Genomic DNA, 18806 nt, shown 5'->3' on the forward strand with positions numbered 1-18806 from the left:
ACGGCCACCGGACTCACGGCCACGGGACTCACGGCCACGGGTTGAGGCCCTCCTCGCGCCGCTGCGTGAATCCCGGCGTCGGGTCCAGGTAGACACGGCGTACGGCGGGGAACCGCTCACGCAGCCGCCGCTCGGCCTGCTCACAGGCCCACTCGACCTGCGCGGCCGTGGAGGTGTCGCGGAAGTCGACCTTGGCGGCGACGAGCGCCTCGCGCGGCCCCTGCAGCAGGGTGGTCAGTTCGAGGACGGCCTCGACGTGCTCGGAGGCGAGGAGTTCCTCGCGGATGCGCTGCCGCGTCTCCCTGGGCAGCGGACGTCCGATGAGCAGCTCGGAGTTGGCGTGCCCGAGGACCCAGGCGACGTATACGAGCAGCACGCCGATGCACAGCGACGCGACGCCGTCCCACACGCCGGACCCGGTGAGCTGCCCGCCGAGCAGACCGGCCGCGGCGAGCGCGAGGCCGGTGAGCGCCGCGGAGTCCTCGAGGACCACGGCCTTCACCGCGGTGTCGGGGGTGTGCCGCAGATAGCGCCTGAGCTTCACCCCGAAGCGGTCCGCCTCGCCGCGCGCCTGCTTGAGGCCGGTGCGCAGCGAGTAGCTCTCCAGGACGCAGGCGACGCCGAGCACGATGTACGAGATGAGCGGGTCGCCCGGGTCCTCGCCGTGCGTGAGGGTGTGGATGCCGTCGTAGACGGCGAAGACCCCGCCGCCGACGAAGGTGGCGACCGATGCGAGGAGCGCCCAGACGTAGCGGGCGCCTCCGTAGCCGAGCGGGTGATCCTCGTCCGGGGGCCGCTCGCTGCTCTTGAGGGAGACGAGCAGCATCAGTTCGGTGACGGTGTCGGCCACCGAGTGGGCCGCCTCGGAGAGCATCGCGCTGGATCCGCTGATGATGCCGGCGACGGCCTTGGCGAGCGCGATCCCGAGGTTGGCGACGGCGGCGACGATGACGGTGAAGGCGCTCTCGCCGCCGGACCCGGACGATTGCTCGCTCATGTATCGGACGGTATGTCCGATCGGCGGCGGCCGCGAAACCGGGCCGCCCGATGGGGCCCCTAGCGGGGGACGCGGACCACGCCCTCCTGGATCACCGTCACCGCGAGCTGTCCGTCCTGCGTCCAGATGCGTGCCTGGCCCAGGCCCCGCCCGCCGGACGCCGACGGCGACTCCTGGTCGTACAGGAGCCATTCGTCCGCTCTGAAGGGGCGGTGGAACCACATCGCGTGGTCGAGCGACGCTCCGACGACGTCGCCGACCGCCCAGCCGCCCCGGCCGTGCGCGAGCAGCACCGAGTCGAGCAGCGTCATGTCGGAGACGTACGTGGCGAGGCAGACGTGCAACAAGGGGTGGTCGGCCAGCTTGCCGTTGGTGCGGAACCACACCTGGGAGCGCGGCTCCCGCGGCTGCCCGACCGTGCCCCAGGGCGGCACGTCCGCATAGCGCAGATCGACGGCCGCGCGGGCCTCGACAAGGCGCTCGGCGACATCGGCCGGCAGATGGCGCGGCAGCATCTCGGCGGCGGTCGGCAGCGTCTCCGGGTCCGGCGCCGACGGCATCCCGGTCTGGTGCTCCAGGCCTTCCTCGTACGTCTGGAAGGACGCGGAGAGATGGAAGATCGGCTGCCCGTGCTGGACGGCGACGACCCGCCGTGTGGTGAAGGAGCGGCCGTCGCGGATCCGGTCGACGGTGTAGACGATCGGCGCTCCCGGGTCCCCGGCGCGCAGGAAGTACGCGTGCAGGGAGTGGGCGGGCCGGTCGGCGGGGACGGTGCGTCCGGCGGCGACCAGGGCCTGTGCGGCGACCTGTCCGCCGAAGACGCGGGGCACGAGAGCCGAGCGGCTCATGCCCCGGAAGATGTCCTCCTCGATCTGCTCCAGGTCGAGCAGATCGAGGAGGGACTCAAGTGCCTGGTTCATGAATGCAGTTCTACAGGGCGATCTTTACCGGCCGATGTCCTGCTTCACAGGCCCATGTCCTTGGCGATGATCATCTTCATGACCTCGCTGGTGCCGCCGTAGATGCGGTTGACGCGGTTGTCGGCGTACAGGCGGGCGATCGGGTACTCGTTCATGAAGCCGTAGCCGCCGTGCAGCTGAAGGCACTTGTCGATGACGCGGTGCGCGACCTCGGTGTTGAACAGCTTCGCGGACGCGGCCTCGGCGGCGGTCAGCTCACCGGCGTCCAGGGCCTCCAGGGCGCGGTCGGCGACGGCCTCCGCGGCGTCCACCTCGGCCTGGCAGGCGGCCAGCTCGAACTTGGTGTTCTGGAAGGAGGCGACCGGCTTGCCGAAGACGGTGCGCTCCTGCACGTACTGCTTGGCGAACCGGACGGCGGCCTTGGCCTGCGCGTACGCGCCGTAGGCGATGCCCCAGCGCTCGGAGGGCAGGTTGCTGCCGAGGTAGTAGAAGCCCTTGTTCTCCTCGCCGAGGAGGTCCTCGACGGGGACCTTGACGTCGACGAACGCCAGCTCGGCGGTGTCGGAGGTCTTCAGGCCGAGCTTGTCGAGCTTGCGGCCTATGGAGTAGCCCTCGGACTTGGTGTCGACGGCGAACAGGGAGATGCCGAAGCGGCGGTCGTCCTCGCGCGGCGCGGAGGTGCGGGCGCAGACGATCACGCGGTCGGCGTGCACGCCGCCGGTGATGAAGGTCTTGGAGCCGTTGAGGACGTAGTGCGTGCCGTCCTCGGAGAGCTTGGCGGTGGTCTTCATGCCCGCGACGTCGGAGCCGGTGCCGGGCTCGGTCATCGCGAGGGCCCACATCTCCTCGGCGGAGACGAACTTCTCCAGGTAGCGCTTCTTCTGCTCGTCGGTGGCGAGCATCTTGATGTACGGCAGGGCGAGCAGCACATGCACGCCGGAACCGCCGAAGGTGACGCCCGCGCGGGAGGTCTCCTCGTACTGGATGGCCTCGAACTTGTGCGAGTCCATGCCGGCGCCGCCGAACTCCTCCGGGACGTTGATGCCGAAGAGGCCGAGCTCGGCGAGCTTGTAGTAGAACTCGCGCGGCACCTCACCGGCGGCGAACCACTCGTCGTGGACCGGGACGACCTCGGCCTCGATGAAGGCGCGCAGGGTCTCCCGGAACGCCTCGTGGTCCTCATTGAAAACGGTACGGCGCACGGAAAACTCCCTCTGCTACGACGGCCCCAGCGGCTGCGCGACTGTGGTCCAAGAACGGACTAAGCGCTTGCTCAGAGCAACGTTACCCGCCGGTCACGGGGCCGTCCAGAGAGAGCGTCTGTCGCTCCCGTCACGCCGTGGGCGCCACCGCCGAGGCGAACGCCCCGCGCGCGAGACGGTGCAGCAGCTCCGCCATCGCGGTGCGGCTGGGCAGCGCGTCTCGGCGGCTCAGGTGCGGCGTGGAGTTGAGCAGGCCGAAGACCGCGTGCACGGCGACCCGCGCCGCGTTCTCGGCGAGGTCCGGGTAGACCTTGCGCACGACGTCGACCCAGATCTCCACGTACTGCCGCTGGAGCTGGCGGACCAGCTTGCGGTCGCTGTCCCGCAGGCGGTCGAGCTCGCGGTCGTGCAGGGTGATCAGGGAGCGGTCGTCGAGCGCGAAGTCGATGTGCCCCTCGATGAGCGAGTCGAGGACCCGCTCCGGCGAGCCGTCCGTGCCGGCCACGCACCGCTTGCCGCCCGTCAGGAGCTGGCCGCTGATGCCGACGAGGAGCTCGGCGAGCATCGCGTCCTTGCCCGCGAAGTGCCGGTAGAGGCCGGGCCCGCTGATACCGACGGCGGCTCCTATCTCGTCCACGCCGACACCGTGGAAACCCCGCTCGGCGAAGAGCCGCGCGGCCTCTCTGAGGATCTGCTCGCGGCGGGTGGGGGCATCGGTTCTGGTGGCCATGAAATTAATTCTAGACAGGTCGGTTAGCGCTCGTTAACCTGGAGGAAACGCGTTAACGCTCATTAACCGAGCAAGGGGGCTCGACGGATGCAGCAGGCACCAGTCCTTGGGAGCGCGGCTGATCCCGCGTCCGAGGCATGGCGGACGAACGAGGCGGCGCACACCGCCCTCGTCGAAGGCCTGCGGGCCAAGCTCGCGGCGGCCAGGCTCGGCGGCGGCGAGCGGGCGCGCGCCCGCCATGTCGCGCGCGGCAAGCTGCTGCCCCGCGACCGCGTGGACGCACTGCTCGACCCCGGCTCGCCCTTCCTGGAGCTGGCACCGCTGGCGGCGGACGGTCTGTACGGCGGGGACGCTCCGGCCGCCGGTGTCATCGCAGGGATCGGCCGGGTCTCCAGGCGCACCTGCGTGATCGTCGCCAATGACGCCACCGTCAAGGGCGGGACGTACTACCCGATGACGGTGAAGAAGCACCTGCGGGCCCAGGAGGTGGCCCTGGAGAACCGCCTCCCCTGTCTCTACTTGGTGGATTCGGGCGGCGCCTTCCTGCCCATGCAGGATGACGTCTTCCCGGACCGCGAGCACTTCGGGCGGATCTTCTACAACCAGGCGCGGATGTCCGGCGCGGGCGTCCCGCAGATCGCGGCCGTCCTCGGCTCGTGCACGGCGGGCGGGGCGTATGTCCCCGCGATGAGCGACGAGGCGGTGATCGTCCGCAATCAGGGCACGATCTTCCTCGGCGGCCCGCCCCTGGTGAAGGCCGCGACCGGCGAGGTCGTGACGGCCGAGGAGCTGGGCGGCGGCGAGGTCCACTCCCGCGTCTCCGGAGTGACCGACCACCTCGCGGAGGACGACGCGCACGCGCTGCGGATCGTCCGCACGATCGTCTCCACGCTCCCCGAGCGCGGCGAACTGCCGTGGTCCGTAAGGGCGGTCGAGGAGCCCAAGGTCGACCCCATGGGGCTCTACGGCGCGGTGCCGACGGACTCCCGCACCCCTTATGACATCCGGGAAGTCATCGCGCGCGTGGTCGACGGCTCGCGCTTCGCCGAGTTCAAGGCGGAGTACGGCCAGACGCTGGTGACGGGCTTCGCCCACATCCACGGCCACCCGGTCGGCATCATCGCCAACAACGGCATCCTGTTCTCCGAATCCGCCCAGAAGGGCGCCCACTTCATCGAGCTGTGCGACCAGCGCGGCATCCCGCTGGTCTTCCTGCAGAACATCTCGGGCTTCATGGTCGGCAGGGACTATGAGGCGGGCGGCATCGCGAAGCACGGCGCGAAGATGGTGACCGCCGTGGCCTGCACGCGCGTGCCGAAGCTGACGGTGGTGATCGGCGGTTCGTACGGCGCGGGGAACTACTCGATGTGCGGCCGTGCCTACTCCCCCCGCTTCCTGTGGATGTGGCCGAACGCCAAGATCTCCGTGATGGGCGGCGAGCAGGCAGCGTCGGTCCTCGCGACCGTCAAGCGCGACCAGTTGGAGGGGCGCGGCGAGGAGTGGTCGGCAGCCGACGAGGAGGCCTTCAAGGACCCGGTCCGCGCCCAGTACGAACAGCAGGGGAATGCCTACTACGCGACGGCACGCCTGTGGGACGACGGCGTGATCGACCCCATGGAGACCCGGCAGGTCCTCGGCCTCGCCCTGACCGCCTGCGCCGAGGCCCCGCTGGGCGAGCCCGGCTTCGGCGTCTTCCGGATGTGAGGGGCGGACGATGAGCGGCTTCCACCAGAGGACCACACCGGGAAGAGGGACGATGTTCGACACCGTGCTGGTCGCCAACCGAGGCGAGATCGCGGTCCGCGTCATCCGTACGCTGCGGGCGCTCGGCGTCCGCTCGGTCGCCGTGTTCAGCGACGCGGACGCGGACGCGCGGCATGTGCGCGAGGCGGACACGGCCGTACGGATCGGCCCCGCACCGGCGGCCGAGAGCTATCTGTCCGTGGAGCGCCTCCTTGAGGCCGCGGCCCGGACGGGCGCCCAGGCGGTGCACCCCGGCTATGGATTCCTCGCGGAGAACGCGGAGTTCGCGCGGGCCTGCGCGGCCGCCGGGCTCACCTTCATCGGCCCGCCCGCCGAGGCCATCTCCCTGATGGGCGACAAGATCCGCGCCAAGGAGACGGTCAAGGCGGCCGGCGTCCCGGTCGTGCCCGGCTCTTCCGGCAGCGGCCTGACCGATGCCCAACTGGCCGAAGCGGCACGGGAGATCGGCACCCCTGTCCTGCTCAAGCCCTCCGCGGGCGGCGGCGGCAAGGGCATGCGCCTGGTGCGGGACGCCGCGCTCCTCGCGGACGAGATCGCGGCCGCCCGGCGCGAGGCGCGCGCCTCCTTCGGCGACGACACGCTGCTCGTGGAGCGGTGGATCGACCGCCCCCGGCACATCGAGATCCAGGTCCTCGCGGACGGCCACGGCAATGTGATCCACCTCGGCGAGCGCGAATGCTCCCTGCAGCGCCGCCACCAGAAGATCATCGAGGAGGCGCCGAGCGTCCTCCTGGACGAGGCCACGCGCGCCGCGATGGGCGAGGCGGCGGTCCAGGCGGCCCGCTCCTGCGGGTACGCGGGCGCGGGCACGGTGGAGTTCATCGTGCCGGGCAAGGATCCGTCGTCGTACTACTTCATGGAGATGAACACCCGGCTCCAGGTGGAGCACCCGGTGACCGAGCTGATCACGGGCCTCGACCTGGTGGAGTGGCAGCTGCGGGTGGCGGCCGGGGAGGAACTCCCGTACGCACAGCAGGACATCACCCTCACGGGCCACGCGATCGAGGCCCGCATCTGCGCCGAGGACCCTTCGCGCGGCTTCCTGCCCTCCGGCGGCACGGTCCTCGCGCTGCACGAGCCGCAGGGCGACGGCGTGCGGACCGACTCGGGGCTGAGCGAGGGCACGGAGGTCGGGAGTCTGTACGACCCGATGCTGTCGAAGGTCATCGCGTACGGCCCCGACCGCGCGACGGCGCTGCGGAAGCTGCGGGCCGCGCTCGCCCGGACGGTGACGCTGGGGGTGCCGACGAACGCGGGCTTCCTGCGGCGGCTCCTCGCCCACCCGGCGGTGGTCGCCGGGGACTTGGACACGGGACTCGTCGAGCGGGAAGCGGACGACCTGGTGCCCGATGGAGTGCCCGACGAGGTGTACGAAGCCGCCGCAGCGGTCCGCGCCACCGCCCTGGAACCCACCGGTGACGGCTGGCGCGACCCCTTCTCGGTGCCGGCGGGCTGGCGGCTCGGCGGCACCCCGGCGCCGCTGACGCACTGGCTGCGCGTACCGGGACACGACCCCGTCGCGCACATCGCCGCCGAGGGTCCGCGCACCGTGGAGCCCCGCAGCGTCACGGTCCATCTGGAGGGCCTCACCCACACCTTCCACCGGGCCGGCGACTGGCTGGGCCGGGACGGCGACGCCTGGCACGTCCAGGACCACGACCCCGTGGCGGCGAACCTGAGCGGCGCCGCCCACAGCGGGGCCGACGCCCTCACCGCCCCCATGCCCGGCACGGTCACCGTCGTCAAGGTCTCCACCGGCGATCACGTGACCGCGGGCCAGAGCCTCCTTGTCGTGGAGGCCATGAAGATGGAGCACGTCATCTCCGCCCCGCACGCGGGCACCGTCGCCGAACTGGACGTCACGCCGGGCTCGACCGTCGCCATGGACCAGGTCCTGGCCGTGGTGCTCCCCGACGAGCCGGAGGAGGACAAGAAATGACCACCCCAGCCAAGCCCGGCCTCCCCATGGTCGTCCCCACCCAGGATCTGCCGCCCCGCGTCCGTATCTACGAGGTGGGCGCACGCGACGGCCTGCAGAACGAGAAATCGGTCGTCCCCACGGAGATCAAGGCGGAGTTCATCCACCGCCTCGCGGACGCGGGACTCACGACCGTCGAGGCGACCAGCTTCGTGCACCCCAAGTGGGTGCCCCAACTGGCCGACGCGGAGCAGCTGTTCCCCCTCCTGGGGGACGTGGACGCCAAGCTCCCGGTCCTCGTGCCCAACGGCCGGGGCCTCGACCGGGCCCTGGCCCTCGGCGCCCGCAGTGTCGCCGTCTTCGTCAGCGCCACCGAGTCCTTCGCCAAGGCCAACCTCAATCGCACGATGGACGAGGCGCTGGCGATGTCCGAGCCGGTGGTGGCCCGCGCGCGCGAGCAGAAGGTGCACGTCCGGGGCTATCTCTCCATGTGCTTCGGCGACCCCTGGGAAGGCCCGGTGCCCATCGCCCAGGTCGTCCGCACCGCGAAGGCACTGATCGACATGGGCTGTGAGGAGCTCAGCCTCGGCGACACGATCGGTGTGGCGACGCCGGGCCATGTCCTGGCTCTGCTCTCCGAGCTGAACGAGGAGGGCGTGCCCACCGACCGCATCGGCGTGCACTTCCACGACACGTACGGCCAGGCGCTGTCCAACACCCTGGCCGCCCTGCAGCACGGGGTGCGCACGGTGGACGCGTCGGCCGGCGGCCTCGGCGGCTGCCCGTACGCGAAGAGCGCCACCGGCAATCTCGCCACCGAAGACCTCGTATGGATGCTCGACGGCCTCGGTATCGAGACCGGCGTCGATCTCGGCCGTCTCACCGCCACCAGCGCGTGGATGGCCGGACAACTGGGCCGACCCAGCCCCTCCCGCACCGTCCGTGCCCTGACGGGCGCCTCCCACCAGGAGCAGTGAAGAACGATGGACCACCGTCTGTCCCCCGAGCACGAGGAACTCCGCCGCACCGTCGAGGAGTTCGCGCACGATGTCGTCGCCCCGAAGATCGGCGACCTCTACGAACGCCATGAGTTCCCGTACGAGATCGTCCGCGAGATGGGCCGCATGGGCCTGTTCGGACTCCCCTTCCCCGAGGAGTACGGCGGGATGGGCGGCGACTATCTCGCCCTCGGCATCGCGCTCGAAGAGCTGGCGCGGGTCGACTCCTCCGTGGCGATCACCCTGGAGGCGGGTGTCTCGCTTGGCGCGATGCCGATCCATCTCTTCGGTACGGAGGAGCAGAAGCGCGAGTGGCTGCCCCGGCTCTGTTCCGGTGAACTGCTCGGCGCCTTCGGCCTGACCGAGCCGGACGGCGGCTCGGACGCGGGCGGCACGCGGACCACCGCGGTGCGCGAGGGCGACGAGTGGGTGATCAACGGCTCCAAGTGCTTCATCACCAACTCCGGTACGGACATCACGGGTCTGGTCACGGTCACCGCCGTCACCGGCCGCAAGCCGGACGGCCGCCCGCTGATCTCCGCGATCATCGTGCCGTCCGGGACGCCCGGCTTCACGGTGGCCGCCCCGTACTCGAAGGTGGGGTGGAACGCCTCGGACACCCGCGAGTTGGCCTTCTCCGACGTCCGGGTCCCCGCGGCGAACCTGCTCGGCGAGGAGGGCCGCGGCTACGCCCAGTTCCTGCGGATCCTGGACGAGGGCCGGATCGCGATCTCCGCGCTCGCCACGGGCCTGGCGCAGGGCTGTGTCGACGAGTCCGTGAAGTACGCCAAGGAGCGGCACGCCTTCGGGAAGCCGATCGGGGCGAACCAGGCGATCCAGTTCAAGATCGCCGACATGGAGACGCGGGCGCACATGGCGCGGGTCGGCTGGCGGGACGCGGCGTCGCGCCTTGTGAGCGGGGAGCCGTTCAAGAAGGAGGCGGCGATCGCGAAGCTGTACTCGTCGACGGTCGCCGTCGACAACGCGCGTGAGGCCACGCAGATTCATGGCGGCTACGGCTTCATGAATGAGTACCCGGTGGCCCGAATGTGGCGGGACTCCAAGATCCTGGAGATCGGGGAGGGGACCAGCGAGGTGCAGCGGATGCTGATCGCCCGGGAGTTGGGCTTCACCTCCTAGGACCCGACCGGGACCGGCTGGAACCGAGTAGGACCGGGCCTCCGAGGGCAGGCGCCAGGGGCCACTGGACATCGCGTTAGGTTAGGTTAACCTAAGCGCCAGTTCCGGCCAGTGGCCCGCCGCCGTCCTCACGAAAGCAGAGACCCTTATGTCCCACGCCCACCTCCCTCAGCCCTCCCGTCGCGGCATACTCGCCGCCGGCGGCGCCCTTGGCCTCACGGCCCTGCTGGCAGCCTGCGGCGATGACAAAAAGGGTGGTTCGGACAAGGCGGACGGCTCGGACTCCGGGCCCTGGAGCTTCAAGGACGACCGCGGCACGACCGCCAAGAGCAAGTCCACGCCGAAGAACATCGTCGCCTTCACCGGCGTCGCCGCCGCCCTCTTCGACTACGGCATCGAGGTCAAGGGCGTCTTCGGCCCGACGAAGACCAAGGACGGCAAGCCCGACGTCCAGGCCGGCGACATGGACATCAGCAAGCTGACGATCCTCGGCAACGAGTGGGGCAAGTTCAACATCGAGAAGTACGCGGGCCTCGCCCCCGACCTCCTCGTCTCCACGATGTTCGACGACGCGGGCACCCTCTGGTCCGTCCCCGAGGAGAGCAAGGACAAGATCCTCAAGCTCGCCCCGAGCGCCGGCATCAGCGTCTTCGACCGCAAGATGACCGAGCCCCTGCAGCGCCTGCTCGCGCTCGCCGAGTCGCTGGGCGCCGACGTGAAGGCCGACAAGGTCGTCAAGGCGAAGAAGCGCTTCGAGGCCGCGGCCGAGCGGCTGCGCAAGGTCGCCAAGGCAAACAAGGACATCAAGGTCCTTGTCGGCTCGGCCAGTCAGGACATCTTCTACGTCTCCGGCACGAACCTCTCCGCCGACCTGGAGTACTTCAAGTCCCTCGGCGTGAACTTCGTCGAGCCGTCCGAGAGCGCCAAGAAGGCGAGCGGCGGCTGGTTCGAGAACCTCAGCTGGGAGAACGTCAACAAGCACGCCGCGGACGTGATCATGATGGACAACCGCACCGCCACCATCCAGCCCGCCGACCTGGACAAGCCGACCTGGGCGAAGCTGCCCGCGGTCAAGGCCGGGCAGGTCATCCCGCGCGTCACCGAGCCCATTTACTCGTACGACAAGTGCGCCCCGATCCTCGAGGACCTCGCCGACGCGATCGAGAAGGCCAAGAAGGTCAGCTGAATCTGACGTTCCGCCCCCAAGACTCCACGGACGCCCCCCAACAGAGCTGCCCTCTCCACGCATCACGGAGGGGGCAGCTCCGTTTTTCTGCCTCCAAGTGACTGGAGATACCCCCTGGGTTCAACGAGACAGGAAGTTAGGTTAGGCTTACCTCACTTCCCTAAATCACCTCACCCAGAGGACCGTTCATGCGCTCGCACCTGCTCAACGACACCACCGCGGAGCGTTACCGCAGCTCCGTGACCGAAGGAGTCGAGCGGGTGGCGGCCAGAATCGCCACCACCTCCCGCCCGTTCACCGGGATCTCCGTCGACGCGCTCGCTCCCCGTATCGAGGCCGTCGACCTGGACGAGCCCCTGCACGACACGATCGCCGCCCTGGACGAGCTCGACGAGCTCTACCTGCGCGACGCCGTGTACTTCCACCACCCGCGCTATCTCGCCCACCTCAACTGCCCGGTCGTCATCCCCGCCGTCCTGGGCGAGGCCGTGCTCTCCGCGGTCAACTCCTCGCTCGACACCTGGGACCAGTCCGCGGGCGGCACGCTCATCGAGCGCCGCCTCATCGACTGGACCGCGGAGCGCATCGGGCTCGGCCCGGCCGCCGACGGCGTGTTCACCAGCGGCGGCACCCAGTCCAATCTGCAGGCCCTGCTGCTCGCCCGCGAAGAGGCGGCCAAGGCAGGAAAGCCCATCGACCGCCTGCGCATCTTCGCCTCCGAGGTCGGCCACTTCAGCGTCCAGAAGGCCGCCACGCTGCTCGGCCTCGGCCAGGACGCGGTCGTCTCCATCCCCACCGACCAGAACAAGCGCATGCAGACCGTGGCCCTCGCCCGCGAGCTGGAGCGCTGCCGCCGCGACGACCTCTCCCCCATGGCGGTCGTCGCCACCGCCGGCACCACCGACTTCGGTTCCATCGACCCGCTGCCCGAGATCGCCGGGCTCTGCGAGCAGTACGGGACCTGGCTGCACGTCGACGCGGCGTACGGCTGCGGTCTGCTCGCCTCGCGCAAGAACCGGTATCTGATCGACGGCATCGAGCGCGCCGACTCCGTCACCGTCGACTACCACAAGTCCTTCTTCCAGCCGGTGAGTTCATCCGCCGTCCTGGTGCGGGACGGCGCGACGCTGAGCCACGCGACGTACCACGCCGAATACCTCAACCCGCGCCGCATGGTGCAGGAGCGCATCCCCAACCAGGTGGACAAGTCCCTGCAGACGACGCGCCGCTTCGACGCCCTGAAGCTGTGGATGACGCTGCGCGTGATGGGCGCGGACGCGATCGGCGACCTCTTCGACGAGGTCTGCGCCCTCGCCGAGCACGGCTGGAAGATGCTGGCCGCCGACCCCCGCTACGACGTGGTCGTCGAGCCCCAGCTCTCCACGCTCGTCTTCCGCTACATCCCCGGGTCGATCTGCGACCCGTCGGCCATCGACCGGGCCAATCTGTACGCCCGCAAGGCCCTGTTCGCCTCCGGTGACGCCGTCGTGGCGGGCACCAAGGTGGGCGACCGCCAGTACCTCAAGTTCACCCTGCTCAACCCCGAGACCACGGCCGACGACATCGCGGCCGTCCTCGATCTGATCGCCGGCCACGCCGAGCAGTACCTGGGAGAGACCCTTGACCGCGCTTCCTGAAAACGCGCTTCCTGATCACCGAGAAGCCCTGGACTTCATCGGCATCGGGCTCGGCCCCTTCAACCTCGGCCTCGCCTGTCTGACCGAGCCCGTCGACGAGCTGAACGGCCTGTTCCTGGAGTCCAAGCCGAACTTCGAGTGGCACTCGGGCATGTTCCTGGACGGCGCCCACCTCCAGACGCCGTTCATGTCCGATCTGGTCACCCTCGCGGACCCCACGTCCCCCTACTCCTTCCTCAACTACCTGAAGGAATCGGGGCGGTTGTACTCCTTCTACATCCGCGAGAACTTCTATCCGCTGCGGACCGAGTACAACGACTACTGCCGCTGGGCGGCCGCGAAACTCTCGTCGATCCGTTTCAACACGACGGTGACCGAGGTGACGTACGAGGACGAGAACGATCTGTACGTCGTCCGTACCGAAACCGGCGACACCTTCCGGGCCCGCCACCTCGTCCTCGGCACCGGCACCCCGCCGCACATCCCCGAGCCCTGCCGGGACCTCGGCGGTGACTTCATCCACAACTCCCGCTATCTGCAGGCCAAGCAGGAGCTGCAGCGGAAGAAGTCGATCACGCTCGTCGGCAGCGGCCAGTCCGCCGCCGAGATCTACCAGGACCTCCTGAGCGAGATCGACGTACACGGCTACCAGCTCAACTGGGTCACCCGCTCCCCGCGCTTCTTCCCGCTCGAGTACACGAAGCTGACGCTGGAGATGACGTCTCCGGAGTACGTCGACTACTTCCACGCGCTGCCGGAAGAGACCCGCTACCGCCTCCAGGACCAGCAGAAGACCCTCTTCAAGGGCATCGACGGCGACCTCATCAACGAGATCTTCGACCTGCTCTACCAGAAGAACATCGGCGGCCCGGTCCCCACCCGCCTGCTCTCCAACTCGGCGCTGCACAGCGCCCGTTACGAGAACGGCACCTACACCCTGGGCCTGCGCCAGGAGGAGCAGGGCAAGGACTTCGAGCTGAGCTCGGAGGGCCTGATCCTCGCCACCGGCTATCAGTACGTCATGCCGGACTTCCTTGAGCCGGTGCGCGACCGGATCCGCTGGGACGGCCGAGGCCGCTACGAGGTCGCCCGCAACTACTCCATCGACACCACGGGGCGCGGCATCTTCCTGCAGAACGGCGCCGTGCACGCCCACTCGCTGACCAGCCCCGACCTGGGCATGGGCCCCTACCGCAACGCCTACATCATCGGCGAGCTGCTCGGCTGCGAGTACTACCCCGTCGAGAAGTCCATCGCCTTCCAGGAGTTCGCCGTATGAGCGCCACCACAGGAGAGCTGACCCTCCGCCCCCTCGACCCACTGAAGGACTCCGAGCTCCTGCACGGCTGGGTCACCCACCCCAAGGCCGCGTTCTGGATGATGCAGGACGCCAAGCTCCCGGACGTCGAGCGCGAGTACATGGCGATCGCGGCCGCCGAGCACCACGACGCGTTCCTCGGCCTGCACGACGGTGTCCCCGCGTTCCTGATGGAGCGCTACGACCCCGCGCACGTCGAACTCGTGGGTCTTTACGAGCCCCAAGCCGGCGACGTGGGCATGCACTTCCTCACCGCACCGTCCGACGTCCGGGTGCCCGGCTTCACCCGCGCCGTGATCACCAAGGTGATGGAGACGCTCTTCGCCGACCCCGCGACCCGGCGCGTCGTGGTCGAACCCGACGTACGCAACAAGGCGGTGCACGCCCTCAACGAAGCCGTCGGGTTCACTCCCGCGCACATCATCCAGAAGCCGGAGAAGGAAGCCCTGCTGAGCTTCTGCACCCGCGAGCAGTTCGAAGCAGCAGTAACTGAAAGGGAGTTGGCGATATGACCCTGTCCGACGCCGTGGCGCACCTGACCCCCGAGCGCTGGGAGCAGGCCAACCGCCTCCTCATCCGCAAGGCCATCGCCGAGTTCTCCCACGAGCGGCTTTTCACCCCGGAGCCGCTGGGCGACGACACATTCGTCATCCGCAGCGACGACGCCCTGACCCGCTACCGGTTCAGCGCCCGCCGCCTGCGGCTCGACCACTGGCACATCGACGCCGACTCGATCACCCGCCACCGTGACGGCACCGAACTCCCCCTGGACGCCCTGGAGTTCTTCGTCGAGCTGCGCACCGCGCTCGGCCTGAGCGACGAGATCCTGCCGGTCTACCTGGAGGAGATCTCCTCCACCCTCTCCGGCACCTGCTACAAACTGACCAAGCCCGCGATCCCGGCCGCCGAGCTCTCCCGCTCCGGCTTCCAGGAGATCGAGACGGGCATGACCGAGGGCCACCCCTGCTTCGTCGCGAACAACGGCCGGCTCGGCTTCGGCGTGCACGAGTACCTCTCGTACGCTCCCGAGACCGCGAGCCCCGTGCGTCTGGTGTGGCTGGCGGCGAGCAAAGAGCGGGCGGCGTTCACGGCGGGCGCGGGCCTTGAGTACGAGTCGTTCCTGCGGGCCGAGCTGGGCCAGGAGACCCTGGACCGCTTCGACCGGAAACTCCGCGACCAGGGCCTGGACCCCGACGACTACCTCCTCATCCCGGCCCACCCCTGGCAGTGGTGGAACAAACTGTCGGTGACCTTCGCGGCCGAGGTCGCCCAGCGGCGCCTGGTGTGCCTGGGCGAGGGCGGCGACGAGTATCTGGCCCAGCAGTCGATCCGTACCTTCTTCAACTCCACCGAACCCGCCAAGCACTATGTGAAGACGGCGCTCTCCGTCATCAACATGGGCTTCATGCGCGGCCTTTCGGCGGCGTACATGGAGGCGACCCCGGCGATCAACGACTGGCTCGCGAACCTCATCGACACCGACGAGACGCTGAAGTCCACCGGCCTCACGATCATCCGCGAGCGCGCCGCCGTCGGCTATCGCCACCTGGAGTACGAGGCCGCGACCGACCGCTACTCCCCCTACCGCAAGATGCTCGCCGCCCTGTGGCGCGAGAGCCCCGTGCCGTCGCTCGCCGAGGGCGAGCAACTGGCCACCATGGCCTCGCTGTTGCACACCGACCGGGACGGCGCGTCCTTCGCGGGCGCCCTCATCGAGCGCTCCGGCCTGACCCCGGCCGAGTGGCTGCGCGGCTATCTGCACGCCTATCTGACGCCGCTGCTTCACAGCTTCTACGCGTACGACCTCGTCTTCATGCCGCACGGCGAGAACGTGATCCTGGTCCTGAAGGACGGCGTCGTACAGCGGGCGATCTTCAAGGACATCGCCGAGGAGATCGCGGTCATGGACCCGGACGCGGTGCTTCCGCCGACGGTCGAGCGGCTGCGCGTCGAGGTCCCCGAGGACCAGAAACTCCTGTCGATCTTCACGGACGTCTTCGACTGCTTCTTCCGCTTCCTGTCGGCGAACCTCGTCACGGAGGGCCTTGTCGACGAGGAGGGCTTCTGGGCCGCGGTCGCCGAGTGCGTCACCACCTACCAGGAGGCGACGCCCCAACTGGCCGACAAGTTCAAGCAGTACGACCTGTTCGCCCCCGAGTTCGCCCGGTCCTGCCTGAACCGGCTGCAGCTGCGGGACAACGAGCAGATGGTCGACCTCGCCGACCCGGCGGGCGCGCTGCAGCTGATCGGGACGCTGAAGAACCCGCTCGCGTAAGCGGTCGTCGCTCATAAGCCGAGTGGGGCTCCCGGGACGGTCCCCGGGAGCCCCACTCATATACGTACGCAGATGGCTACTTGGACGGCCAAGGCACCTGAGGCGACTTGTAGTAGTCCATGCCCATCGCGTCCCAGCGCGGCCCCTGTCCGGCGAGCCGCACCTTGTACTTGTCCCAGTCGTGCGTCGACGCGGGCGACCAGCCGAGCTCGGCGATGCCGGGAAGGCGCGGGAACGCCATGTACTCGATGTGCTTCGACTCCCAGATCGTCTCCGACCACAGCGGCGCCTCGACACCCTGGATCGAGTCCGCGGGCGCGCCCGTCAGATACGTGCCCGGGTCCCAGTCGTAGCTGCGCTGCACCTCGACGTAGCCCGCCCAGGCCAGGCCGAGCGGCGTGTCCTTGTTGTACTTCATGTCCATGTAGGCGCGGTCGGCCGGCGAGAGGACCAGCTTGGTGCCGTTCTTCGCCGCGTTCGCGACCTGCTCACGCTCGGCGGCACTGGTCGCGTCGTAACCCCAGTACTGCGCGAGCGCGCCCTTCGCGGGAGTCGCGCCGGTCAGCTGGTGCCAGCCGATCACGGTCTTCCCGTACTTGGCGACCACCGGCTGGACCTTGTTCATGAACGCCACGTAGTCCTCGTGGCTGGTGGAGTGCGCCTCGTCGCCGCCGATGTGGATGTACTTGCCGGGCGTCATGGCGGCGAGCTCGCGGATCACGTCGTCCACGAAGTCGTACGTCACGTCCTTCTTCACGCACAGCGAGCTGAAGCCGACCTCGGTGCCGGTGTAGAGCGGGGGCGCGACGCCGTTGCAGTTCAGTTCGGCGTACGAGGCGAGCGCGGCGTTCGTGTGGCCCGGCATGTCGATCTCGGGGATCACTTCGAGCTGACGCGATGAGGCGTACTCGATGATCTCCTTGTACTGGGCCTTGGTGTAGTAGCCGCCCTTGCCGCCGCCGACCTGTGTGGAGCCGCCGTACTCGGCGAGCTTGGGCCAGGAGTCGATGGCGATGCGCCAGCCCTGGTCGTCGCTCAGGTGCAGATGCAGCTTGTTGACCTTGTAGAGCGACATCTGGTCGATGTAGCGCTTGACCTTGTCCACCGAGAAGAAGTGCCGCGACACGTCGAGCATCGCGCCGCGGTACTCGTAGCGCGGCTTGTCCTCGATGGTGCCGCCGGCGACCAGCCAGGGTCCCGCCTGCTTCGTCTTCTTCTCGGCGGCCGCGGGAAGCTGCTGGCGCACGGTCTGTACGCCGTAGAAGAGCCCGGCGGCCTTGCGGGCCGTGATGGTGACGGAACCGCGCCTGGATTCGAGGCGGTAGCCCTCGTCACCAAGGGACTTGTCCTTGGCGGAGAGCCGCAGGCGGATGCCGTCGCGGCCTTCGTCGTCGGTGACCTTGAGCGCGTAGCCGGTGGAGGGGCGCAGGACGTCCGCCAGATAGCCGCCGATCCGCCGCGCGTCACGCGAGTCGTCGACCCGGATGCGGGTCTTGGAGTTGATCTCGTACGCCGATCCGCCGGGGACGGCCGACGCGGGCGCCGGGATCACCTGGCCGAGCGGGGTCGGGGCGGGGGTCGTGGCTGCCTCCTGACCGGACGGCACGGCGGCCACCGACGAGAGTCCGGCCGCGGCGACGAGCAGCAGCGAGCCGAACAGGCGGGTCGATCTGTGGTGCTCTCTCACAAGCGGGTCCCTTCGACGGGCCATCCCTGTGGTGCATCGCAACCGAACGGTCACCATGGGTACCTTGCGCCCCGTGGCGGGTCAAGGGTGTAGACCACTTCTCCCGCCCGCCGATGGAAGAATCGTCGCATGGCGGAAATCATCCAGCGCGACGGGACCTGGACCTTCGACGGAGAGACGCTGCGCCTTGTGCCGGGACGCGACAAGAACGTGTCGCTGCTCCGCAAGTCGCTGGGGGAACTGGCCGTCCCCTTGGCCGCGTTGGCGGGAATCGCCTTCGAGCACGGCAAGAAGTCGGGCCGGCTGAGGCTGCGCCTGCGGGACGGCGCGGACCCGCTCCTGCTGGCCACCGGCGGCAAGCTCTCGGACTCGGCGGACCCCTATCAGCTGACGGTGGAGCCGGACCGGTACGGGGTCGCGGAGTACGTCGTGGACGAGGTGCGCAACGCACTGCTTCTCGAACAGGTGCCGGCCGCGTCCTGCGAGAGCTATCTGCTGCCGGGGCCTTCCGTGCCGCTGTCGGTCTCCGCGGGTGACGGCACCGCCAGCTTCGACGGTGAGCACATCCGCCTGGAGTGGAACTGGAAGACGGAGGAGGCGAAGTCGGCATCGGGCACGCGCTCGCTGGCGCTCGCCGATGTGGCCGCGGTCGAGTGGCAGCCGGCGGTCGGCCTGGAGAACGGATACCTCCGCTTCACCGTGCGGCACTCCCCCACCAAGGCTCCGCCGAAGTACGACCCGAACTCGGTCGAGCTGTGGGGCTTCAAGAAGGATCCGCTGATGGCGCTGGTCGCCGCGGCCGTGCAGGTGCGTCTGCCGCATCCCTCCGGGCCCGCCCCGGGCGAGGTTCAGGCCGCGCCCGCGTTGGCGGCGGCCGCGCCGGCGACGCCCCCGGAACCGTCCGGAGAGGATCATGACGCGCTGCTGCGGCGGCTCCGCGAGCTGGGGGAGCTTCATCAGTCCGGGATACTCACGGACGACGAGTTCTCCCTCGCCAAGCAGGCCGTCCTGAAGCGGATGTAAGCCGTCTGTAA

Annotated in this window: 15 protein-coding genes; 10 read left to right on the forward strand and 5 right to left on the reverse strand. The window is 69.2% G+C overall.

From position 1 onward, the window contains the following. Positions 1-28: 28 nt before the first annotated feature. The 4 genes from AB0G47_RS08925 to AB0G47_RS08940 form a co-directional block, all read right to left on the reverse strand. Complete coding sequence (locus AB0G47_RS08925) at positions 29-997, reverse strand: cation diffusion facilitator family transporter (protein WP_360765818.1); 969 nt, start codon at positions 995-997, stop codon at positions 29-31. Between the two features lie 59 nt (positions 998-1056). Beyond that, positions 1057-1917: an acyl-CoA thioesterase II gene (locus AB0G47_RS08930; RefSeq protein ID WP_360765821.1), complete on the reverse strand. Its 861-nt coding sequence runs from the start codon at positions 1915-1917 to the stop codon at positions 1057-1059. Positions 1918-1961: 44 nt separating this feature from the next. Next, positions 1962-3119 (reverse strand): acyl-CoA dehydrogenase family protein, encoded by a 1158-nt coding sequence (locus AB0G47_RS08935; RefSeq protein WP_360765824.1) that lies wholly within the window; start codon positions 3117-3119, stop codon positions 1962-1964. A 130-nt stretch (positions 3120-3249) separates the two neighbouring features. Beyond that, positions 3250-3849, reverse strand: a complete 600-nt coding sequence (locus AB0G47_RS08940) for a TetR/AcrR family transcriptional regulator (protein ID WP_360765827.1) — start codon at positions 3847-3849, stop codon at positions 3250-3252. Between the two features lie 87 nt (positions 3850-3936). Here AB0G47_RS08940 and AB0G47_RS08945 point away from each other — a divergent pair, with 87 nt between their 5' ends. From AB0G47_RS08945 to AB0G47_RS08985, 9 genes are all read left to right on the forward strand, one after another. Further along, positions 3937-5553 (forward strand): carboxyl transferase domain-containing protein, encoded by a 1617-nt coding sequence (locus AB0G47_RS08945; protein ID WP_360765830.1) that lies wholly within the window; start codon positions 3937-3939, stop codon positions 5551-5553. Positions 5554-5605: 52 nt separating this feature from the next. Then, positions 5606-7552 carry an acetyl-CoA carboxylase biotin carboxylase subunit gene (locus AB0G47_RS08950; protein ID WP_360765832.1) on the forward strand — a complete coding sequence of 649 codons (1947 nt, stop codon included), beginning with the start codon at positions 5606-5608 and terminating at the stop codon, positions 7550-7552. Then, positions 7549-8508 (forward strand): hydroxymethylglutaryl-CoA lyase, encoded by a 960-nt coding sequence (locus AB0G47_RS08955; RefSeq protein ID WP_360765835.1) that lies wholly within the window; start codon positions 7549-7551, stop codon positions 8506-8508. The genes AB0G47_RS08950 and AB0G47_RS08955 overlap by 4 nt, the downstream gene beginning before the upstream one ends. 6 nt (positions 8509-8514) lie before the next feature. Beyond that, complete coding sequence (locus AB0G47_RS08960; protein ID WP_360765837.1) at positions 8515-9669, forward strand: acyl-CoA dehydrogenase family protein; 1155 nt, start codon at positions 8515-8517, stop codon at positions 9667-9669. 148 nt (positions 9670-9817) lie between these two features. Further along, positions 9818-10855, forward strand: coding sequence for an ABC transporter substrate-binding protein (locus AB0G47_RS08965; protein ID WP_360765840.1), 1038 nt, complete (start codon positions 9818-9820; stop codon positions 10853-10855). Between the two features lie 188 nt (positions 10856-11043). Then, positions 11044-12492 carry an aspartate aminotransferase family protein gene (locus AB0G47_RS08970; protein ID WP_360765845.1) on the forward strand — a complete coding sequence of 483 codons (1449 nt, stop codon included), beginning with the start codon at positions 11044-11046 and terminating at the stop codon, positions 12490-12492. Next, entirely contained in the window at positions 12476-13771 is a 1296-nt protein-coding gene (locus tag AB0G47_RS08975; RefSeq protein WP_360765848.1) for a lysine N(6)-hydroxylase/L-ornithine N(5)-oxygenase family protein, read from the forward strand. The genes AB0G47_RS08970 and AB0G47_RS08975 overlap by 17 nt, the downstream gene beginning before the upstream one ends. Then, positions 13768-14322 (forward strand): GNAT family N-acetyltransferase, encoded by a 555-nt coding sequence (locus tag AB0G47_RS08980; RefSeq protein ID WP_360765851.1) that lies wholly within the window; start codon positions 13768-13770, stop codon positions 14320-14322. Before AB0G47_RS08975 ends, AB0G47_RS08980 begins: the two co-directional genes overlap by 4 nt. Next, positions 14319-16085: an IucA/IucC family siderophore biosynthesis protein gene (locus AB0G47_RS08985; protein WP_360765854.1), complete on the forward strand. Its 1767-nt coding sequence runs from the start codon at positions 14319-14321 to the stop codon at positions 16083-16085. The genes AB0G47_RS08980 and AB0G47_RS08985 overlap by 4 nt, the downstream gene beginning before the upstream one ends. Positions 16086-16161: 76 nt before the next feature. Here the strand turns inward: AB0G47_RS08985 and AB0G47_RS08990 are convergent, their stop codons facing one another. After that, complete coding sequence (locus tag AB0G47_RS08990) at positions 16162-17772, reverse strand: beta-N-acetylhexosaminidase (RefSeq protein WP_360765855.1); 1611 nt, start codon at positions 17770-17772, stop codon at positions 16162-16164. Between the two features lie 129 nt (positions 17773-17901). Here AB0G47_RS08990 and AB0G47_RS08995 point away from each other — a divergent pair, with 129 nt between their 5' ends. Next, entirely contained in the window at positions 17902-18795 is an 894-nt protein-coding gene (locus AB0G47_RS08995; RefSeq protein ID WP_360765858.1) for a DUF4429 domain-containing protein, read from the forward strand. The last annotated feature ends 11 nt before the right edge of the window (positions 18796-18806 follow it).

Origin of the sequence: Streptomyces sp. NPDC021622, assembly GCF_040640795.1 — a bacterium.
Taxonomy (GTDB): Bacteria; Actinomycetota; Actinomycetes; order Streptomycetales; family Streptomycetaceae; genus Streptomyces.

Coding starts and splice junctions, on each gene's coding strand:
- AB0G47_RS08925 (WP_360765818.1), bottom strand. CDS start 997: ATGAGCGAGCAATCGTCCGGGTCCGGCGGCGAGAGCGCCTTCACCGTC.
- AB0G47_RS08930 (WP_360765821.1), bottom strand. CDS start 1,917: ATGAACCAGGCACTTGAGTCCCTCCTCGATCTGCTCGACCTGGAGCAG.
- AB0G47_RS08940 (WP_360765827.1), bottom strand. CDS start 3,849: ATGGCCACCAGAACCGATGCCCCCACCCGCCGCGAGCAGATCCTCAGA.
- AB0G47_RS08945 (WP_360765830.1), top strand. CDS start 3,937: ATGCAGCAGGCACCAGTCCTTGGGAGCGCGGCTGATCCCGCGTCCGAG.
- AB0G47_RS08950 (WP_360765832.1), top strand. CDS start 5,606: ATGTTCGACACCGTGCTGGTCGCCAACCGAGGCGAGATCGCGGTCCGC.
- AB0G47_RS08955 (WP_360765835.1), top strand. CDS start 7,549: ATGACCACCCCAGCCAAGCCCGGCCTCCCCATGGTCGTCCCCACCCAG.
- AB0G47_RS08960 (WP_360765837.1), top strand. CDS start 8,515: ATGGACCACCGTCTGTCCCCCGAGCACGAGGAACTCCGCCGCACCGTC.
- AB0G47_RS08965 (WP_360765840.1), top strand. CDS start 9,818: ATGTCCCACGCCCACCTCCCTCAGCCCTCCCGTCGCGGCATACTCGCC.
- AB0G47_RS08970 (WP_360765845.1), top strand. CDS start 11,044: ATGCGCTCGCACCTGCTCAACGACACCACCGCGGAGCGTTACCGCAGC.
- AB0G47_RS08980 (WP_360765851.1), top strand. CDS start 13,768: ATGAGCGCCACCACAGGAGAGCTGACCCTCCGCCCCCTCGACCCACTG.
- AB0G47_RS08985 (WP_360765854.1), top strand. CDS start 14,319: ATGACCCTGTCCGACGCCGTGGCGCACCTGACCCCCGAGCGCTGGGAG.
- AB0G47_RS08995 (WP_360765858.1), top strand. CDS start 17,902: ATGGCGGAAATCATCCAGCGCGACGGGACCTGGACCTTCGACGGAGAG.